The sequence below is a fragment of the Shewanella sp. FJAT-52076 genome, from assembly GCF_019457455.1.
In the GTDB taxonomy this organism is placed as follows: domain Bacteria; phylum Pseudomonadota; class Gammaproteobacteria; order Enterobacterales; family Shewanellaceae; genus Shewanella; species Shewanella zhangzhouensis.
This window is the reverse complement of the sequence record NZ_CP080415.1, coordinates 2269688-2286337: the sequence shown is the minus strand read 5'-3', so window position 1 is coordinate 2286337 and position 16650 is coordinate 2269688. Positions and strand designations below refer to the sequence as shown.

Genomic DNA, 16650 nt, shown 5'->3' with positions numbered 1-16650 from the left:
ACCTGGCGCAAAGAAAACTCATTGTATGAGACTGACTTATCCCATTCAACTCAGTCAGGGCTGGCCGCTGAAATTTTGCCTTGTTTACGAATACGTCTGGAAAGGACACGGCTTTCTTTCACAAAGCGTTGCAGTGCCCTCGGGCTTGGTTTGTCACTGCTATATCTCAGGTGACAGAACTGCTGGGCCCAGCGAATAAGGTCGGCCGCCAGTAGCGGAATCGCTGCGCCCACTCGGGCCGCATAATCCCCGGGGCCTTCGGCAATCTCCCGTGGCAGCCCAATAGATGCCAGGGACTTTTCAATCCGTGAAAATGCCTTAAGCAAGGGTGGTTGCCTGCTGGGCAATCTCAATATGCCCGCCCGCCAGGCCACAAACAGCACGATGGCACCACTTATCCCCAATACAAACAGGATAAGGCGGGTGGGCTTAAGGCCGCCAAGCAGACGGTTTAACAAACCTTCCCTGCGTTCATTGTCAAAACCCAGCACCCACACACTCCAGTAATAATCAATACTGGCCAGTTGCAACCTGAGGTTATTCAGCCAGGATATCTCTTTCAGTCTGTGTCCGCTGAACGGATTTTCGGCCAGGTAACTCTCTTCCGGGTTGAATGTGGCATCAAAGCCATCGAGGATCCGCGAAGGGGCTATCATGGCAGTGGGATCCATCCGAATCCAACCCTGGCCTTCAAACCAAACTTCACTCCAGGCATGGGCCATATACTGATACACGCTGACATAACCTGCCCTGGGGTTCAGCTCGCCGCCCTGATAGCCCGAAATAAGGCGCGCCGGGATTCCTGCTGCTCTGGCCATAAAGGTCAGCGCGGTGGCGTAATGCACACAAAAACCTTGTTTACTGTCAAACAGGAAATCATCTATCTGGGCGGTGCCCACCGGTGGTGGTGACAGGGTGTAGAAATAGGCTTCAGTATTGAACCTTGTCATCAGCCTTTGAATAAAGTCTTGTGGTGAATCGCTTTCGGCCTTGAGCTGACTCACCAGATCGCGGGTGCGGGGATTAATACCATCGGGAAGCGAAAGATTAAGGCGTTTCACACTGTCTGGGAGCCTTGTATCCATCCGGGTATCAAAGGTGCGGGTCCGGTACTGAAAGCGTCCATCCAGAGGCCTTAATGCAAAAAGGCGATAGTCGGGCAGGTTAACCACGCCCTGCGTATCTGAATAGGCCACATCTAAACCAAATAGCCATCGCTGACCACTTGGTTCGGCGATGACCTCGTAACTCAAGGGGGCTTTCCGGGGAAGGTTTGATGTCTGCTGTGGTTCAGCGACGGGCGCGGCACGGCCGCTGCCCAGTAAAAACGCTTCCCGCTCGAGCCGTTTTATTCCACTGTGTTGACGCCAATGGGACCCATCGTAGTCTTCCATCACCAGCGCGCGCCAATAAAGCTCAGGATTGGCTGGTACCTGACCATCAAATCTGGCTCTGAATGCCAGCGCATCGGATTGGGTCAGTTTACTGATGTCGCCAAATCCGACTTCACTTCCAAGGCCCGTGATACTGCTCTTGAGGCTGGGAACCATCCAAAGTGGTGGCAGTCGTGGCAACACCAAAAACAGCAGTATGGCCAATGGCATGCTTTGCAATACCAGTTTTACAGCCAGGGCATCGCGCTTGCCTCCGGGGTCGCGATAAAGAGTCAGCAGAGACTGGGTGTTAAGCCAAAAGAGAGCCAGCGCGAGTGCCATGGCACCAATCCCCTGATTATCAATGAGGTTGATGGCAATCAGGAAATAGCCCACCAGAATCACAGTGCGCACATCTCGCTTACCCAACATTTCAATGGTTTTCAGTGAGTACCCCAGAATAAGCAGGTTCATCAGGGCATTGAGAAGACCTATCTGTTTGCCAACCAACGCCAGTGTAACGGCAGAGGCAATGCCGAGCCCTGTGACCAAAAGGCGAGGTGGCCGTGCTACCCGGCCGTAGAAAATCCCAACCCGCCAAACCAGACAGATGGCACTGATGGCAAGGGTCCATGGGGTCGATTTATCTGCAAGGGGGGCTATGAGGGCAAAGTGAGTCAGCAGCAACCAAAAGAGGGTACTGCGGCCGATGATTTCTGCGTGGTGTTTGGTGGAAGGTCCCATCACTCATATCCTTCCATGTGAGGTTGCGATTGAGTCCGGGCTTTCGGGCCAGATTCAGCTTCAGTTCCAGCCGTATTGGGACTTGGAGCACAATCGAAGGTGGCGATCGCCACCTGACAGGCCAGACGATGGGGGTCCCCGGAAGAGGGAGCAATGTTTACTCCGGGTAAACATAGCCCAAAGATCTGTTGCCGACTGCTCAGTTCATCCACCCAATAAGAGAGCACCGAGAGCCAGTGTTCCCGGCCCTCGGGCATTTGAAGGGGCAAACTCAACCAGCGGGGTGCGCCCTGGGGCATGGCAAAATCTTTGGATAACATGCCCCGTCCCTGTGCCAATTGTTTCCAGGCGACCTGTTTGAGGGATTCCCCCGGGATATAGCTCTTAAGCCCCTGATATTCATCCATGCCACTGACCAAAGAGCCTTGCTCATGGGTATCCCCGTCAGATTCTGGTGTTTGAATAAGGGTATCTTGCCTGTGGGCGGCAAATACGGGGTGAGCGATGCCGAGATCAACCCAGGTCCAGGTTCGCATTAATCCAAGCGGGAAGCGGGACTCAACCTTCATACGTCCGGGGCTTAATATGCCGCGCTTCTTAGTGGGGATAGGAATGAGCACCTCGACAGGTGTGGTATTGGCCGACGCATACACAGGCTTGATGTCGGAATAGGCGAGGGCGATTTGATGGGCATCTCTTTGGGTACTGAGCTGTAATGGCATGGCGAGGGTTTCACCCGCGTATATGGGAGGCAGTGTTAACCGCTTCAGGGTCAGGCCCTCGAGATTGCGATAGCTGTAGATAATGCAACTGACGAACAGGCTGACGAGCAGCAGACTGATGCCAATGATGAGATTGTTTTGATAATTGGTGCCCAGCAGATACAGCAAGGTGGTTAACACCAGCCAGGCAAGCCCAAAACCACTGGGTAAAATAAAGATCCCCTTGTGGCTGAGGGTTTGCTCCCGTGCGGGCGGTAAACGCCTTGCAAGGAATGGCTCCAGTCTGACAGATATACCCTTTGCCATCAGCGGATGGGATTCACGGCGCCAAGGACACGTTCGGCCAGGCTTTGGCCCTGATGCTGGCTGCTGGCTCTGAGCCTGTGCTGTGCAACCGCCACAAACACAGCCTGCAGATCTTCCGGCACCATGAATTGGCGGCCACTGAGAAACGCCCAGGCTTTGCCACAGGCGAGCAGGGCCTTGGTGGCTCTGGGCGACAGGCCATAGCCTTCACCCTGTGTGCGGGTTTCCTCTACCAATGCCAATAAGTAGTGCAGCACCGCATCTGAGCTGGTGATTTTGTCTACCTCTGCCTGAAGTTGCATCAACCCCAGTGGACTGATGCACTGGGGCAACGCTGAAGCCGGGTTTTCCCCTTGCCCTTTGAGCATGGCAAGTTCGGCTTCTTTACTCGGATACCCCAGGGATATTCGCATCATGAAACGATCAAGCTGAGACTCGGGCAGGGGGAAGGTGCCCGATTGATCGGTGGGGTTTTGCGTTGCAATCACGAAAAACGGTTTGGGCAGTGGATGGGTATTACCATCGACCGTGATTTGACCTTCGGCCATGGCCTCCAGCAGCGCGCTTTGGGTCTTGGGACTGGCGCGGTTAATCTCATCGGCAAGCACCATTTGGCGAAACAGGGGACCTGGATGAAACACAAACTGGTTCATTGCCTTATCGTAGATGGATACCCCAAGGATATCGGCAGGCAACATGTCGCTGGTGAACTGAACTCGTTGATAAGTGAGGCCAAGGCTCTTTGCCATGGCCTGACTGAGACTGGTTTTACCCATCCCGGGCAGGTCTTCAATCAGCAGGTGTCCGCGGGCCAGTACGCAGCAAAGTGCCAGACGAATTTGCTTGGGTTTACCCAGCAGTACCCGTTGTAATTGGGCAATCAGATTTTCCAGTTCGGTGGCATTTTGGGCTGCGGTGTTTTCCTGCATCCTTTCATCCTCAGGGGGAACTCAAAGTCTTACTATGCGCAATTTTCGATAAGTGATCCAGCGTTACAGCCATCAAATGCCCGAAGAATCGACGCCGAAATAATTGCCTTGTCACTGGGTTGTAAGAACCTGTCTTGAAAGAGAAATCCCTGAGCCAGGTTGATGCCAAGCAGAGCCGCGTGCTGAAAGTGAGCCTGGGTTTCTATTCCCTCTATTACAGTGCCCTTGGCTGTGTTTCTGGCATAGGACACCAGCGAATCAAGCAAATGGGCATCCGTTGCCACATCTAACCGGCTTAGCCAATGGCGGTCGAACTTAACCCAATCAACTCGGGATAGCAGCTCCAGAGATAACATGGCATGGGGTGCCCCCACATCATCCAGCGCCACCTGCATTCCTGCACTTTGCAGAGAATTCAGCAGCTGTGACGCCATCAAGGCATCGTTAATGCAGGTATTTTCAATCAGTTCAATAACCAGCGTCTGCGGGTTTGTGGGCTGACTCAGTAAGGCCCACAGTGCGGTGCTCACTGGGCTTTGGGCTGCCAAACTGTGTGGATCCAGATTAAGATACAATGGCATGCCCCTAGGTGCGTGCTGCAGTTGGAATGTTTTTGCCGCCAGTTCAAGCTCTGCCAGCGCTTGCGGACGCTCATGCAGTACTTCAAATACCCTGTTCGGGGCAATGGCCTGGCCCTCGCTGCTGTAAAATCGTGACAGGGCTTCGTAGGCGACAGTGTTACCGGTAGCCAGGCAAATTAACGGTTGGTATTCACAGCCCATCAGAATGGGGCGGGGACATGGGGCAGGAAATGAGGTCATGGTGCACACCGGGATTTAAGTTAATGCAAATAAATCTCATTAACCTCGGCTTTGCAACCCCGATGTGACCTTTCTTTGCCTATTGTGAGCCGTATGCCGTAAATATATTCAGGGCTTTCAGCCGACCGCTCTGATAAAGGGTGACTTGTTCAGGGGGACTGACACAAGGTAACTGGTAAAAGGGGCTCTTACAGGTGGACAGTTACAGGTGGACAGTTACAGGGGGACTGTTAAAACGGAGCAGCCCCCCGATGCATAACTGGCTCGATTCAGTATTTGAACTTCATTTCAGCCTCGCTGAAAAGTGGGGTGGGATTTCCCTTGCGATGCTCGTAAATCAGCCGATAACTGAACACGGCCTGCACGTATTCACGGGTCTCGGTGAATGGGATGGATTCGATGAAGGACATCACATCCAGTTTACCCTCGCTGCGAGCAAGCCAGGCATTGACCCTCGAGGGGCCGGCGTTATAAGCCGCCGTTGCCAATACCCGATTATTGTTGTAACGCTCGAGTAAGCTTGCGTAATAGGCGCTGCCCAGCTGAATATTCAGCGCCGGTTCGTACAGCGACGCCTCACCGCTGTACTTTATGCCTTGTTTTTTGGCGGTTTGTTTGGCCGTGGCCGGCATCAACTGCATTAACCCCCGCGCACCCACAGCGGATTGCGCTATGGGGTTAAACGCGCTTTCACGGCGGGCGATGGCTCTCAGTTCTTCAGCGTTGAGCTTATGGTGTTTAGCGGCCCTGGCAAAACTCTGCTCTTCGGCGGGTGGGAAGCGCATACCCAAATCGTCCCAGAACTTGCCTTGAATAGACGCATCAACGGCGAGGGCGTACAGCCCATTTTCTACCGCCCAGTTGCCATATTTCGCCTTGCCTTCGGCATCTTCCCGGCGAAGCATTCCGAGCCATTCAACACGGGCCTGACGTGGCCGCTCCAAGGCCAGGAGCTCTTTTACCCTGGACAGAGCGGGATCTGTTCCCGGTATGAGATTGGCATCGGCGGCAGAGGTTAAAACGCTCGCTTTAACCTCATTGAGCGCAGGGGACATGCCTTTGGATTGGGCAGCATGAAATCCGTAGAAGCTTCTGTCGGCTGCAAGCTGCGCCGAGAGGGTGTCACTCAAGCCCGCGCTATTTTCGTACCTGAGGCGCCAATATTGCCAGCGCTCCTTGGCCGCGGTTTCACTGCTCAGCAGCGGCAGAAAACGCTTGATGGCATTTTCGTCACCATCCCGTATTGCCCAGCGCAGCCTGAGCTCAGTCAGGTCGTCCGATGCAAGGGGCGGCACATGTTTGTCGGCATAGCTCAGCAGTGACTCTTCTTGTCTGAGTAACACGCGGCGGACCATAAAGGCGTGCAGGCTTTGTGCCTGAACCTTGGTGAAACGGCCTGATTTTTCGTATTTACCCAGCAGTGACACGGCTTCTTTCAAATCTTTGCGTGCCAGCGCCTTGAGTCCCAACTCGACCATTTCGGCCATCACAGGCGCTTTGGCCTTGTATCTGTCCATGTGCCTGAGGTTTCGGGGATCCTTATACAGGGCAAGCAACTTTTGGGCTTCTTTGGGGTAATTGGTGACCTTTTGGGCCAGATAGCTCAGGAGTGACGCTTCCCGGGCTTCAAAGACGAGGAACATACGACTCCAGATGAGCTCCTGACTGCGATGCCCGGCTTTGGCCCATTTAATAAACAAGGGATCGCAGGCATCCGGCATTGAGCTGCCGTTTAGCCACAAGCGTCGGGCTCCTTCATAGGCGCGGGATTTTTCTCCCCGGGCCAGTAACGCATGATAGTAGTGGCATTGGAGCACGGTATCTTTTGGCGCGTCCGGGCTGATGGTCAGAAAATCTTCCCAGCGAGCGCCCCTGGCGGCAGTGAGCAGGTAACGGTAGCGGGCGTTGCTGTAAAGTGGCGTATTCTGAAACGCCTGAATAGCGGTCTTGGCCTGACTGCCCGGCAGCATCACCAGACTGTCGATTTGGGCATCAAAGTCGAGATAAAGGGCCAGGGGGTAATCATCCAGGCTTTTTCTCAACTTGGCATATTGTGCCTTGTTACCTTCCCGCAAGGCTTTTTCCGCCTTGAGAAACTGTTGCCGGTCATCCTTGATATCGGCAGACACCAGCGGGCTGATGAACATGAGCGATGTGAGACAAATGCCGTAAAACTGCTTCAGCATGGGGAAACGTCCTCCGTGATTACTGTCTCTGGTTAGTCGAATGTGCCACTGGCGTTGAACCATTGCCAGCCAGGGCGTCTGCTACAGCATCTTCGTCTTCACCCGCTTCCATGCTGTCGTCAAGCGCATTATCAAGCAATTGCTTGTCCAGTTGTTTACTGCTTTCAATGCCAAGCTGGCGCATTTGATGGGCTTGACGGATAAGATTACCGCGGCCGGTGGAGAGTTTGCCCATGGCTGACTGAAAACTTTTCTGCGCCGTGTCGAGAGAGCGACCTAACTTCTCCATTTCGTCCACATAAATACAGAGTTTATCGTAGATTTTGCCTGCGGCCCTGGCGATGTGCTGTGCATGCTGATTCTGGTATTCGTATCGCCAGATATTATGAATTGTGCGCAGGGCGACCAGTAAATTGGTTGGACTGGCAAGCATAATATTGTGTTCAAGGGCATAGCCCACCAGCCCCGGCTCCTGCTCAAGCGCCAATAAAAAGGCAGGCTCCACGGGAATAAACATCAGCACATAGTCCAGGGTTTTAAGGCCGTGGAGGTGTTGATAATCTTTTTGCGACAGCAGCTTGATATGGCTTCTGACCGACAGCACATGCTCCTTGAGAGCCTGGGCCTTATCGGCATCGTCGCTGGCGTTAAAATAGCGTTCATAGGCAGTGAGCGACATTTTGGCGTCTATCACCACGTCTTTTTCACCCGGCAGGTGGACGATAACGTCGGGTTTGAATTTTTGTCCGTTCTCGGCCTTCAGCTCTTGCTGTGTGTGGTACTCGTGACCTTCACGCAGGCCGCTTTCGCTGAGTACCCGCTCCAGTATCACCTCGCCCCAGTTGCCCTGTTGTTTATTGTCACCTTTGAGGGCGTTGGTCAGGTTGATGGCGTCCTGGCTCATCTTCACATTAAGGGATGCAAGTTGTTCCAGCTGATGCTTGAGGCTGCTGCGTTCGGCCTGTTCTATTGAATAGGATTCATTGACCTGTTTTCTAAAACCGTCAATTTGTTGTTTGAGAGGGCCAATAACCGCATCGAGCTGCAGTAAATTCTGCCCTTTTAGCTGTTCAGCTCTTTGTTCAAAAATTTTGTTGGCTAGATTTTCAAACTGCAACTTTAACCGGGCTTCAGCCGATTCCAGCAGGGCCAGCTTTTCTTCGAACGCCTGCCTTTCTGCGTCAAACTTGGCGCTGATGCTCTGTTGCATGGCGATAGCCTTGGCGGTTTCCAGCCTGGCTTCCATCAGCTGGCGATGGGTGTCGGCCAGCTTTTGCTCAAGTTCGGGTAACCGCTGAGCCTCGGCCTTGGCTTCACCGTAACGTTGGCTGACTTCTTCAATGCGGGTTTGAAAAAAGCTCAGTCGGTCTTCTTTGTCGTCGAGCTGATTTTTGTGTTCATCCAGTTGTGATTCCAGGGTGGTGATGGCGGCTTGATGCTGCTCGATGCGCAGTGCATCCAGGCTTTCCCAACGTTTACGGGTAAGGATCTGATTAATGAGCGCCCCGATCATCAGAAAAAGAAAACAAAGGGCGGAGATGGCTATCCATTGGGGAAGAGAAAAAAGGTCAAGCGGAGTCATGGTATTCCTTAAACCGGACTGATGGCGCTAAGCTTGGCATGGTCGAATACTGCCTTCAAGGGGCGTAAGAATGATAATTGGTCACCTGAAGAAAAAATCACGTATTACTGAAAGAAGTCTTACCTTACGGCTGTCTTGTTTAACAGCAGCCACCGAATTTTTAAGGAGTCTTAGGTGAAACGACGCAGAGTGACACGCCCATCGTGGCAACTGTCTGAGGCTGAGGTCACGCCGGAGCCTTTGTTCCGGGACCGCCGTGCCATCGTGAAAGCGCTTGGGTTGGGTGCTATTGGCGCGAGCCTTCCCGGTGCTGTGCATGGCAGTATATTTGATGTGTTTTCAAAATCGCCCAAGCCTGTTTTTATTCAAGCGCCCCTCTCAGCAAGCAAGCCTGCGGCGTTTCAGGATTTGTCTGAGCCCCTCACGCCGGAAAACAAGGTCATAAGTCACAACAACTTTTACGAGTTTGGTACCGCCAAGACTGACCCGGTCGAAAATGCTCAGGCATTTCAGGTCAATCCCTGGCGTTTGTCGGTAGAGGGCCTGGTGGATACGCCATTGCAACTTGATTATGACGATCTGCTGCACAGCTTTGCCCTCGAGGAACGTATCTATCGACTGCGCTGCGTTGAAGCCTGGTCAATGGTGGTGCCCTGGATTGGTTTTCCACTGGCGGCGCTGTTAAAGAAGGCCGGTGTAAAAGCCGGGGCAACCCATGTTGCCTTTGAAACCCTGTACGATCCTGAGCAAATGCCGGGACAAAAAAATGCCTATGTGGGCGGTGGCATTCATTATCCTTATGTGGAAGGGCTGACACTGGCTGAAGCCATGAATGAGTTATCTCTTTTGAGTGTCGGGCTCTATGGTAAAACCCTGCCGCCCCAAAATGGCGCCCCGGTTCGTTTGGTGGTGCCTTGGAAATATGGCTTTAAGAGTATCAAGTCAATTGTGAAAATCCGGGTGATGAACAAGCAGCCACCCACAAGCTGGAATCAACTCGCATCCCACGAATATGGGTTCTACGCCAACGTGAATCCCAACGTGGATCACCCCAGGTGGTCTCAGGCTTCTGAGCGCAGAATAGGACCAGGCGGGCTTTTTTCTGCTGAGCGTATTGCGACACGCCCGTTCAACGGATACGAAGAACAGGTAGCGCATCTTTATAAAGACCTGGATTTGAAAAGGTACTTTTAATGCGATTAACCCCGGGACGATTATTTTGGCTCAAGTGTGTGCTGCATACGGGGTTTGTATTGCCTTTGCTGTGGCTCGGCTGGGGCGTTGCCGTTAGCCAATTGGGCGGCGATCCGGTGCAGTACATTATTCATTTTACCGGTAAAGGCACGCTGCACGGGCTTATGCTGACACTGCTGATTACACCGCTCGCAAAACGCTTAAAAATGGGGCCGTTAATGCAAACCCGCCGTTTGCTTGGTTTGTGGACGTTTAGCTATGGTGTGTTGCATCTATTGGCCTTTGTCAGCCTGGACTTGCTGTTTGCCTGGAACATGTTGCTGACGGAAATTTTGAAACGCCCCTACCTGTTGGTGGGTATGGCAGGCTTGTTGATTTTAACCGCGCTCGCCGTAACCTCTGTAAAAAGCGTACAAAGGCGCATGGGGGCGCATTGGCAAAGGCTGCACAACTGGGTGTACTTAGTCGCCTTGCTTGCCCCCATACATTACCTCTGGTCGGTAAAATCTGAGATCATTGAGCCCAGCCTGTATTTGCTGCTTTGTCTGTGGCTACTGTGGCTGCGGCGTGACAAGTTGTTAAACACGGCCTTTATCCGCAAGGTTTTCAGCCCCCTGTCGAGCTGATTTGGTGTCACGGTCGCCGCGCTTACAGGCATACATGTTGCGATCGGCGACATTGATAAGCTCTTCTATGCCAGTACCATCCTGGGGATAGCAAGCCGCACCGATACTGACATCAATCAGCAGGTGGACATTGGCAAAATGAATGTCAAGGTGGAGTTTATCCAGCAGCTTTTTAATGACCACCTCCAGTTGCAAAGCGTGCTCTATGGGTTCGAGCCACACAATAAATTCATCTCCTCCAATACGGGCAACCATATCCGATTCGCGAAGGGTGTGGGAGATCCTCTGAGCAACAGTGATCAGTACATGATCGCCAATACTGTGGCCATAGTTGTCATTGATGGGTTTGAATTTATCAATATCGATAAACAGCAGCGCGCCTGTGCCATTGGTGCGGGCAAGGCGTTTCAGACTTTGCTCCAGTAATCGATGAAACGCATAACGGCTGTACACCCGGGTGAGCGAGTCATGTTCAGCTTCGTACTTTAATTTGTCTTTCTGCAGTTGCAGTACTTCGGTGCGTTTATTGACTTCATCCTGCAGCTTATCTCTGCTCACCGTAATTTGCTGTAACTCCTGTGTCATCCAATTAAAGTGTTTGGACAACTCGGTAAATTCGGAACCCGAATCTTCACATACACGCGTCTCCAAATTGCCTCTGGCGAGATCTTTTATCCCTGTTTCAAGGGAGAGCATTCCCCGTTTGAATACTGACATGGTCCTGAGGTTGAACAGAATGACCGCCGACATCGACAGAAAAAGCATCACTGCAATTAATAGCAGCAGATACTGTTTGGAATAAAACTGCTCTTCTACCAGACGATGACGTATTTCCCCCATCTCATCTTGCATGGTTAGCAGAAGCGTGTTGAACCGCGCGTTAAGCATGGCGGCGGTTTCTACATTTTCTCTGGGGTCTGAGGGGTACAACTGCATTAACAGTTTCAGGTTTTGATTGGTTTTTTTGATGTGGCTCAGTAGCGGATTGTACTGAGCGTCCTTTTCGAGGAACCCAATTTGCTCATCAAGCAATTGGGTCAGTTCGCGCGCCTTGTCCAAGGCCTGTAAATCTTCGTAACGATTGAGCTGCCATAGTTCACCGGACATCCGGGACAGGGTGACCTGGGCCTGTTGATAGGAATAGCTGTGACGGTAACCACGCACATCCATTCCGACCAGATAGAGCAAAACACCCATCAGCAGAAACAGCAGAAGGCCTGATATCACCACGCTGAGTTTGAGTCGTTTGGAAAGTGTCATGGTTCACCTCAATGTGAGCGGAACGTATCCCTAATCTGGCTGAGTGCAGATTTATCGATAAAATCACGAAAATCTGGTGCTTGAGACTGGTCCACATAGCCCGAATCTATTGCCCAGTGAGCTTGGGACAACAGCTCTAATTGGAGCGTTTTATCCAACCCGAGATGAAAGTGGTAGTCAGCCCAGTAGTCTTCTATCTCCGGCAGAGGCACATTAAGATAGGCACTGACAAGCTGTTTGGCTTCCTCCGGACTGGCGATGATACTGGCAATGGCATCATCCAGTGCCCTGAGTACACGCACATGGGTCTCCTGCTTACTCAGTGTGTCGCCCCGCATTGATAACAAATTAAAAGACAATCGGTAGAGGCCTTTTGTACTGATTTGATTGCCATTACTTTTAAGTGATTGCATCAACTCGCTGGCGTAGGGCTCCCACAGAGAGACAGCATCCAACTGTTTATCAAGCAGTGCCTTGCCCAACTCTTCCGGCGCCATAAAACGGGCAGAAATAAGGGCGTTCTCCACGCCATTAAGCAATAAAGCGGAATTGAAAAAATACTCACTGGCAGTGCCTTTGACCATACCCACACTGTGGCCTGAAATGTCCGTCAATGACGTTATGCCACTGTCTTTACGCACGATAATTTTTACGTCGTTATCCGAGGTGACAAAGCTAGTTATTACACTGAAATCATTGCGTTTAAAGGCGTTATACATCACCACGGATTCAGAGCTTGTGGCTAAATCAACGTCATTTTTAATCAAGGCATCAAAGCATCGGTGACCGCCCTGAAGTAGCTTTAACTGCACTTTCAGGCCGTGTTTTTTAAATAACCCCTTCTTTTCGGCAACGATAACGGGACTCGACAGTGGCGTAGCGGACACGGCAATAGTCAGGGAGTTGGTGGCATTGGCCGATCCCTGGTCTACGGATACCATCAAATACCACACTACAGCGATTGAGATTGCCAAGGCTGCAACCAGTCTCTTCATGTTGTCGAAATCCTCCCCGCGTTGAGTTGAGTGTAGTTGGCTTTAACCTTGCTCGCACAGGTGTCCAGCGGGTTTTCGGTAGAAACCTCTTAAGAAAAAGCCCTGTGTAGGATTAACCGTCAGACAAAAATCCTCTGTCCGCTGAAAACAGCTACGACTTGTTATGAAAGTTGAAAATTATTAAATAAATACAGGGACGTGGCTTGGGCGGTATTAAATAGGCCACAGAAAAAAACATGTTCATACCGGGAGAGTTCAGCGTTAACGCACTGCTAAAGAGGGTTAAAGTCAACCACAGGGTTGCTTCAACAATGTGTCATTCGCAAAGCGGCAAAGAGATAAAGAGATAAAGAGATAAAGAGACAAATCGGCAAAGAGATAAAGCGGCAAAGAGACAAAGAGAGGAGAGCAATGTGAAGACAGGCGATTCTCTTGTGCGGCGACGGACTATAAGAAACAGATGACGGTAAATTTTACCTCAGCAGTAACACCAAACATACCTGAGTTGAAAAAATCCAAGGCCTTAAATAAAGGCCCTGGCATTAATTTTTGCTGTCCAGCTTGCTCATTATCTCCAACACTTCGTTATAGGATAAATTCAGTTCTTTGGAGAGGTTAATAATTTTGGTTTTATAGGTTTGAATATTTTCTTGCTGTGCTAACAGTGCCTTACGCTCAGCAACCCATTCGTTAACCGATTCCTGCAATAGCTCCATGCGGCGCAGACTATAGTCGAGTGAGTCCAGATATTTGCGCATCTGTTGTTTATTTCTTGCTTGCTCAAGATCCGTCGAAAGCTTTTTGTCGTAGCCATATTCATCCAGCGCGGCAATAGCACGTTGCAAATCTATATCGGTTGTCATCTTAGCTTCGCTTTCTGTAAATACTCTGGTGCCTGAGTGCAGGCAATATTAAGGGAACTGATTATAAAGAATAGTGCAATTGAGATAAAGGCCGTGTTGATTGCTTGAGTGTGAATATTCATCAGGCTAGAGTAATCCATGTCTCTTCAGGAAAATGATAATGGGAGTAAGGACATGCTCGACCTGTTACCGGATTTGTTTGATGAGTTTGCTGAACATCTCGCCTTGGTGGCGGCGCCCTGGCGCCAGTTTGGTGCAAAACGGATTTTTTACGGGCAGGTGGTCACCGTAAGCTGCTTTGAGGATAACTCCAGGGTGAAGGAGCTGCTGGCAACACCCGGTATGGGCAGGGTACTGGTGGTTGATGGCGGTGGCTCACAGCGCAAAGCCCTGGTCGGCGACCTGATTGCCCAGTCTGCTCTGGAGAATGGCTGGGCTGGAATTGTTGTCTACGGAGCCATTAGGGATGCAGGTACTCTCGCCACCTTGAATATAGGCATTCAAGCCTTGGGTACTGTGCCCATAAAAACTGAACGTCGTGGATTGGGAGACACAGGTGTTACACTTAACCTGGTTGGCGTCACCGTTAATCCCGGTGACTGGATATATGCCGACGACAATGGCATTGCCGTTTCCCATGAGGCCTTGCCCATTATTGAACAGGATTAAAGGAAAACCAGGATGAAATTGATCAAATGGATCTTCGCTGGCATCGCTGCGATTGCCGTCTTAGTGGTGCTGTACATTACTCTCATTTTTGACCCCAATGATTTTAAACCCATGCTGGTGGATGCTGTAAAAGAGCAAACCGGTCGTGAGCTGGTTATCGAAGAGCCGCTGTCATGGCAATTTTTCCCTTCTATCGGCATTCGTTTGGCGGGGGTGAGTCTGTCCAACCCGGAAGGCTTTAAAGAAGCCCATATGATGGCAGTCAAAGAGGTAGTCGCCGAGGTTAAACTTCTGCCACTGCTTAGCCGGGATGTGCAAATCGATCAGTTGCGTCTGGACGGCGCCAAGTTAACCCTGGTCACCACCAAGCAGGGTAAATCAAGCCTCGATGGCCTGACTGGCAACACTGCATCTGCTGATAAACCGGCAGACGCCAAGCACGGCCCTGGGCTTAATGCCATCAGCATTGGCGGCATTAACATCAGCGATACCAGCATTACCCTGATTGATGAAGCCGCCGGCAGCAGCCAAACCTTTACGCTGTCGTCATTAACTCTGGGTGAGTTTACTCCCGGAAAAGCCGCGCCTCTGGCATTTGCTTTCGGCGCCGATTTGCCCGATATGAAAGTGAAGGGCGAGGGTGAGGCAACGCTGACGGTAAGTGAAGCGTTGAACGCCTTGTCACTCGCCGGACTGAATTTGGAGGTTAATGCTCAAGGCGACTCGCTGCCAAAGGGCGCAGTAACAGTGCAATTTGCCGGTGGTGCCGATGTGGCTCTGGAAGCCAAAACCGCCAAACTGACAGTGGACAAACTTAGCCTGATGGACATTGAAGGTAAAGGCGCCATTGCAGCCAACTATGGCAAAAAGGTGCCCTTTGTAGACGTTGAGCTGGCTTTTGGCGCCATCGATGTCGATGCCATTCTCGGCACTGAAAAGTCCGAAACCAAGGCAGATACGGCAACAACCGCTCCCGCGCAGAAGGAGCCGGACTTGTCTGGGATGAAGGCCGTTGATGCCAAACTCAAGCTGGACATTGCTGCCGTGAAAGTGGCCGGCCTTTCCACTGCCGATTGGGCACTCAGAGCTAATCTTGCCGGTGGTGTGCTTAAGGTCGATGAGCTCAAAGCATCTTTATACGGTGGCAAGGTCGGTGCCAGCGCCACCCTCGATGGCCGCAAAGTACCGGCAGTCTATAGCTTTAACAAAGCCATCACCGGCGTACAGATATTGCCGCTCCTGAAAGATGCTGCCGAAGTTGATTTGCTTGCAGGTACCGCCAACTTTGATATTCAGGGTAAAGGCGCTGGTTTGCTGGGAGACAGCATCAAGCGCAACCTCAATGCCAATGGTAAGTTTGAAGTGGCCGATGGTGCGCTCTATGGTGTGAACGTGCCACAGATGATCCGTGATGCACAGGCCAAGCTCAAAGGCGATTTAAATGCCGCCGCCGGTGGCGAAGAGAAGAAGACAGACTTCTCCAGTCTCACAGGCTCTTTGAATATTGCTGCAGGTAAAGCCAACAATCCTGATTTATTGATGCTCTCTCCGCTTCTGCGAATTTCAGGGCAGGGCGGCGCAGATCTGATGGCTGAAACCCTCGACTATAAGCTTGCCACCAAGGTCGTTGGCTCACTGGAAGGACAGGGCGGTGATACTGCGCTGGCAGGCATAGAAATTCCGCTTGCTATTACCGGCAGCTTTACTGAACCCAAGTTTGCCCTGGATACCGAGGCCCTGCTCAAAGGCCAACTCAAGGGCGAGACAGATAAGCTCAAAGATAAGCTGAAAGACTCCCTGTTCAAAAAGTTGGGAGGCAATCAATGAAGCTGCCACTGCTGATGCTGAGTTTGCTGCTTGGTGCTGGGTGCGCCGAGGCGGTTGTCACGCCGACGACGGCGGATGCCGACCTGCGTCAACAGCAAAACGGGTTTAAGGAACACACCATGGACATGCCATTGATTGGCGCTCTGACGGTAGAAGGCACAGACAAGCGTGGCAAACTTATGGTCACGCTAACTGTCACTCACCAGGGCAGCAATGTGATTACCGCGCACTTTACTTCGGGGATGGGCGCGGATCTTTGGCTTAAAGACAAAGATAATCGGCGGGTATGGGCCTGGTCACAGGAAATGATGTTTACACAGGCATTGAGACAAACCCAAATCGCTCCCGGTGAGGTGTTGACGCATAAGTTTGCCGTGCCTCAACAAGCGCTGTCTAGCTGTCAGGGACCCTGTCAGTTTGAGGCTATCTTCGCCGGCACCACGGCGGGGCGAAGCCCGCTGATGGCCCCTGTCAGCATGAGTGTGTCAGGGTTGGCGGTGCCAAGCATTCCTCCTCGCAGCTGATAACAACACCTATGCTCGGCAAAAAGTAA

General features: G+C 51.7%; 14 protein-coding genes. 5 read left to right on the top strand and 9 right to left on the bottom strand.

The window, feature by feature from the left end; translation table 11 throughout:
- Nucleotides 1-50 precede the first annotated feature (50 nt).
- From K0H79_RS09845 to rmuC, 6 genes are all read right to left on the bottom strand, one after another.
- The gene (locus K0H79_RS09845; RefSeq protein WP_258405367.1) at nucleotides 51-2117 is read right to left on the bottom strand and encodes a DUF3488 and transglutaminase-like domain-containing protein; all 2067 of its coding nucleotides are present in this window, start codon (nucleotides 2115-2117) and stop codon (nucleotides 51-53) included.
- On the bottom strand, nucleotides 2117-3145 hold the full coding sequence (locus K0H79_RS09840) for a DUF58 domain-containing protein (RefSeq protein WP_220075667.1): 1029 nt from the start codon (nucleotides 3143-3145) through the stop codon (nucleotides 2117-2119). The genes K0H79_RS09845 and K0H79_RS09840 overlap by 1 nt, the downstream gene beginning before the upstream one ends.
- Complete coding sequence (locus tag K0H79_RS09835) at nucleotides 3145-4074, bottom strand: MoxR family ATPase (RefSeq protein ID WP_011760010.1); 930 nt, start codon at nucleotides 4072-4074, stop codon at nucleotides 3145-3147. The genes K0H79_RS09840 and K0H79_RS09835 overlap by 1 nt, the downstream gene beginning before the upstream one ends.
- Before the next feature lie 32 nt (nucleotides 4075-4106).
- Entirely contained in the window at nucleotides 4107-4895 is a 789-nt protein-coding gene (locus K0H79_RS09830) for an EAL domain-containing protein (protein ID WP_220075666.1), read from the bottom strand.
- Between the two features lie 269 nt (nucleotides 4896-5164).
- Nucleotides 5165-7081 carry a transglycosylase SLT domain-containing protein gene (locus K0H79_RS09825; RefSeq protein ID WP_220075665.1) on the bottom strand — a complete coding sequence of 639 codons (1917 nt, stop codon included), beginning with the start codon at nucleotides 7079-7081 and terminating at the stop codon, nucleotides 5165-5167.
- Between the two features lie 19 nt (nucleotides 7082-7100).
- Nucleotides 7101-8663, bottom strand: coding sequence for a DNA recombination protein RmuC (rmuC, locus tag K0H79_RS09820; RefSeq protein WP_220075664.1), 1563 nt, complete (start codon nucleotides 8661-8663; stop codon nucleotides 7101-7103).
- A 174-nt stretch (nucleotides 8664-8837) separates the two neighbouring features.
- On the opposite strand from rmuC, the gene msrP reads away from it, so the two are divergent.
- Together msrP and msrQ are read left to right on the top strand one after the other, a co-directional pair.
- A complete protein-coding gene (msrP, locus tag K0H79_RS09815) occupies nucleotides 8838-9857 on the top strand; it encodes a protein-methionine-sulfoxide reductase catalytic subunit MsrP (protein ID WP_258405366.1) in 1020 nt (339 codons plus the stop codon).
- A complete protein-coding gene (gene msrQ / locus K0H79_RS09810; protein ID WP_220075663.1) occupies nucleotides 9857-10483 on the top strand; it encodes a protein-methionine-sulfoxide reductase heme-binding subunit MsrQ in 627 nt (208 codons plus the stop codon). The genes msrP and msrQ overlap by 1 nt, the downstream gene beginning before the upstream one ends.
- Here the strand turns inward: msrQ and K0H79_RS09805 are convergent.
- From K0H79_RS09805 to K0H79_RS09795, 3 genes are all read right to left on the bottom strand, one after another.
- Complete coding sequence (locus K0H79_RS09805) at nucleotides 10436-11743, bottom strand: GGDEF domain-containing protein (RefSeq protein ID WP_220075662.1); 1308 nt, start codon at nucleotides 11741-11743, stop codon at nucleotides 10436-10438. The genes msrQ and K0H79_RS09805 overlap by 48 nt on opposite strands.
- A gap of 8 nt (nucleotides 11744-11751) precedes the next feature.
- Entirely contained in the window at nucleotides 11752-12738 is a 987-nt protein-coding gene (locus tag K0H79_RS09800; protein ID WP_220075661.1) for an ABC transporter substrate-binding protein, read from the bottom strand.
- A gap of 542 nt (nucleotides 12739-13280) precedes the next feature.
- Nucleotides 13281-13601 (bottom strand): hypothetical protein, encoded by a 321-nt coding sequence (locus tag K0H79_RS09795; RefSeq protein ID WP_011760002.1) that lies wholly within the window; start codon nucleotides 13599-13601, stop codon nucleotides 13281-13283.
- A gap of 174 nt (nucleotides 13602-13775) precedes the next feature.
- Between K0H79_RS09795 and K0H79_RS09790 the strand changes: the two genes are divergently transcribed.
- The 3 genes from K0H79_RS09790 to K0H79_RS09780 are packed head-to-tail and all read left to right on the top strand — an operon-like array spanning nucleotide 13776 to nucleotide 16621.
- Entirely contained in the window at nucleotides 13776-14270 is a 495-nt protein-coding gene (locus K0H79_RS09790) for a putative 4-hydroxy-4-methyl-2-oxoglutarate aldolase (RefSeq protein ID WP_220078139.1), read from the top strand.
- Nucleotides 14271-14282: 12 nt separating this feature from the next.
- Nucleotides 14283-16097 carry an AsmA family protein gene (locus tag K0H79_RS09785; RefSeq protein WP_220075660.1) on the top strand — a complete coding sequence of 605 codons (1815 nt, stop codon included), beginning with the start codon at nucleotides 14283-14285 and terminating at the stop codon, nucleotides 16095-16097.
- Nucleotides 16094-16621, top strand: a complete 528-nt coding sequence (locus K0H79_RS09780; protein WP_220075659.1) for a BsuPI-related putative proteinase inhibitor — start codon at nucleotides 16094-16096, stop codon at nucleotides 16619-16621. The genes K0H79_RS09785 and K0H79_RS09780 overlap by 4 nt, the downstream gene beginning before the upstream one ends.
- Nucleotides 16622-16650: the final 29 nt, after the last annotated feature.

Excerpts from the sequence above, each read along its gene's own strand:
- K0H79_RS09800 (WP_220075661.1), bottom strand. The coding sequence starts at position 12,738 with ATGAAGAGACTGGTTGCAGCCTTGGCAATCTCAATCGCTGTAGTGTGG.
- K0H79_RS09825 (WP_220075665.1), bottom strand. The coding sequence starts at position 7,081 with ATGCTGAAGCAGTTTTACGGCATTTGTCTCACATCGCTCATGTTCATC.
- K0H79_RS09790 (WP_220078139.1), top strand. The coding sequence starts at position 13,776 with ATGCTCGACCTGTTACCGGATTTGTTTGATGAGTTTGCTGAACATCTC.
- msrQ (WP_220075663.1), top strand. The coding sequence starts at position 9,857 with ATGCGATTAACCCCGGGACGATTATTTTGGCTCAAGTGTGTGCTGCAT.
- K0H79_RS09830 (WP_220075666.1), bottom strand. The coding sequence starts at position 4,895 with ATGACCTCATTTCCTGCCCCATGTCCCCGCCCCATTCTGATGGGCTGT.
- K0H79_RS09780 (WP_220075659.1), top strand. The coding sequence starts at position 16,094 with ATGAAGCTGCCACTGCTGATGCTGAGTTTGCTGCTTGGTGCTGGGTGC.
- K0H79_RS09795 (WP_011760002.1), bottom strand. The coding sequence starts at position 13,601 with ATGACAACCGATATAGATTTGCAACGTGCTATTGCCGCGCTGGATGAA.
- K0H79_RS09845 (WP_258405367.1), bottom strand. The coding sequence starts at position 2,117 with ATGGGACCTTCCACCAAACACCACGCAGAAATCATCGGCCGCAGTACC.
- rmuC (WP_220075664.1), bottom strand. The coding sequence starts at position 8,663 with ATGACTCCGCTTGACCTTTTTTCTCTTCCCCAATGGATAGCCATCTCC.
- K0H79_RS09805 (WP_220075662.1), bottom strand. The coding sequence starts at position 11,743 with ATGACACTTTCCAAACGACTCAAACTCAGCGTGGTGATATCAGGCCTT.
- K0H79_RS09835 (WP_011760010.1), bottom strand. The coding sequence starts at position 4,074 with ATGCAGGAAAACACCGCAGCCCAAAATGCCACCGAACTGGAAAATCTG.
- K0H79_RS09840 (WP_220075667.1), bottom strand. The coding sequence starts at position 3,145 with ATGGCAAAGGGTATATCTGTCAGACTGGAGCCATTCCTTGCAAGGCGT.
- K0H79_RS09785 (WP_220075660.1), top strand. The coding sequence starts at position 14,283 with ATGAAATTGATCAAATGGATCTTCGCTGGCATCGCTGCGATTGCCGTC.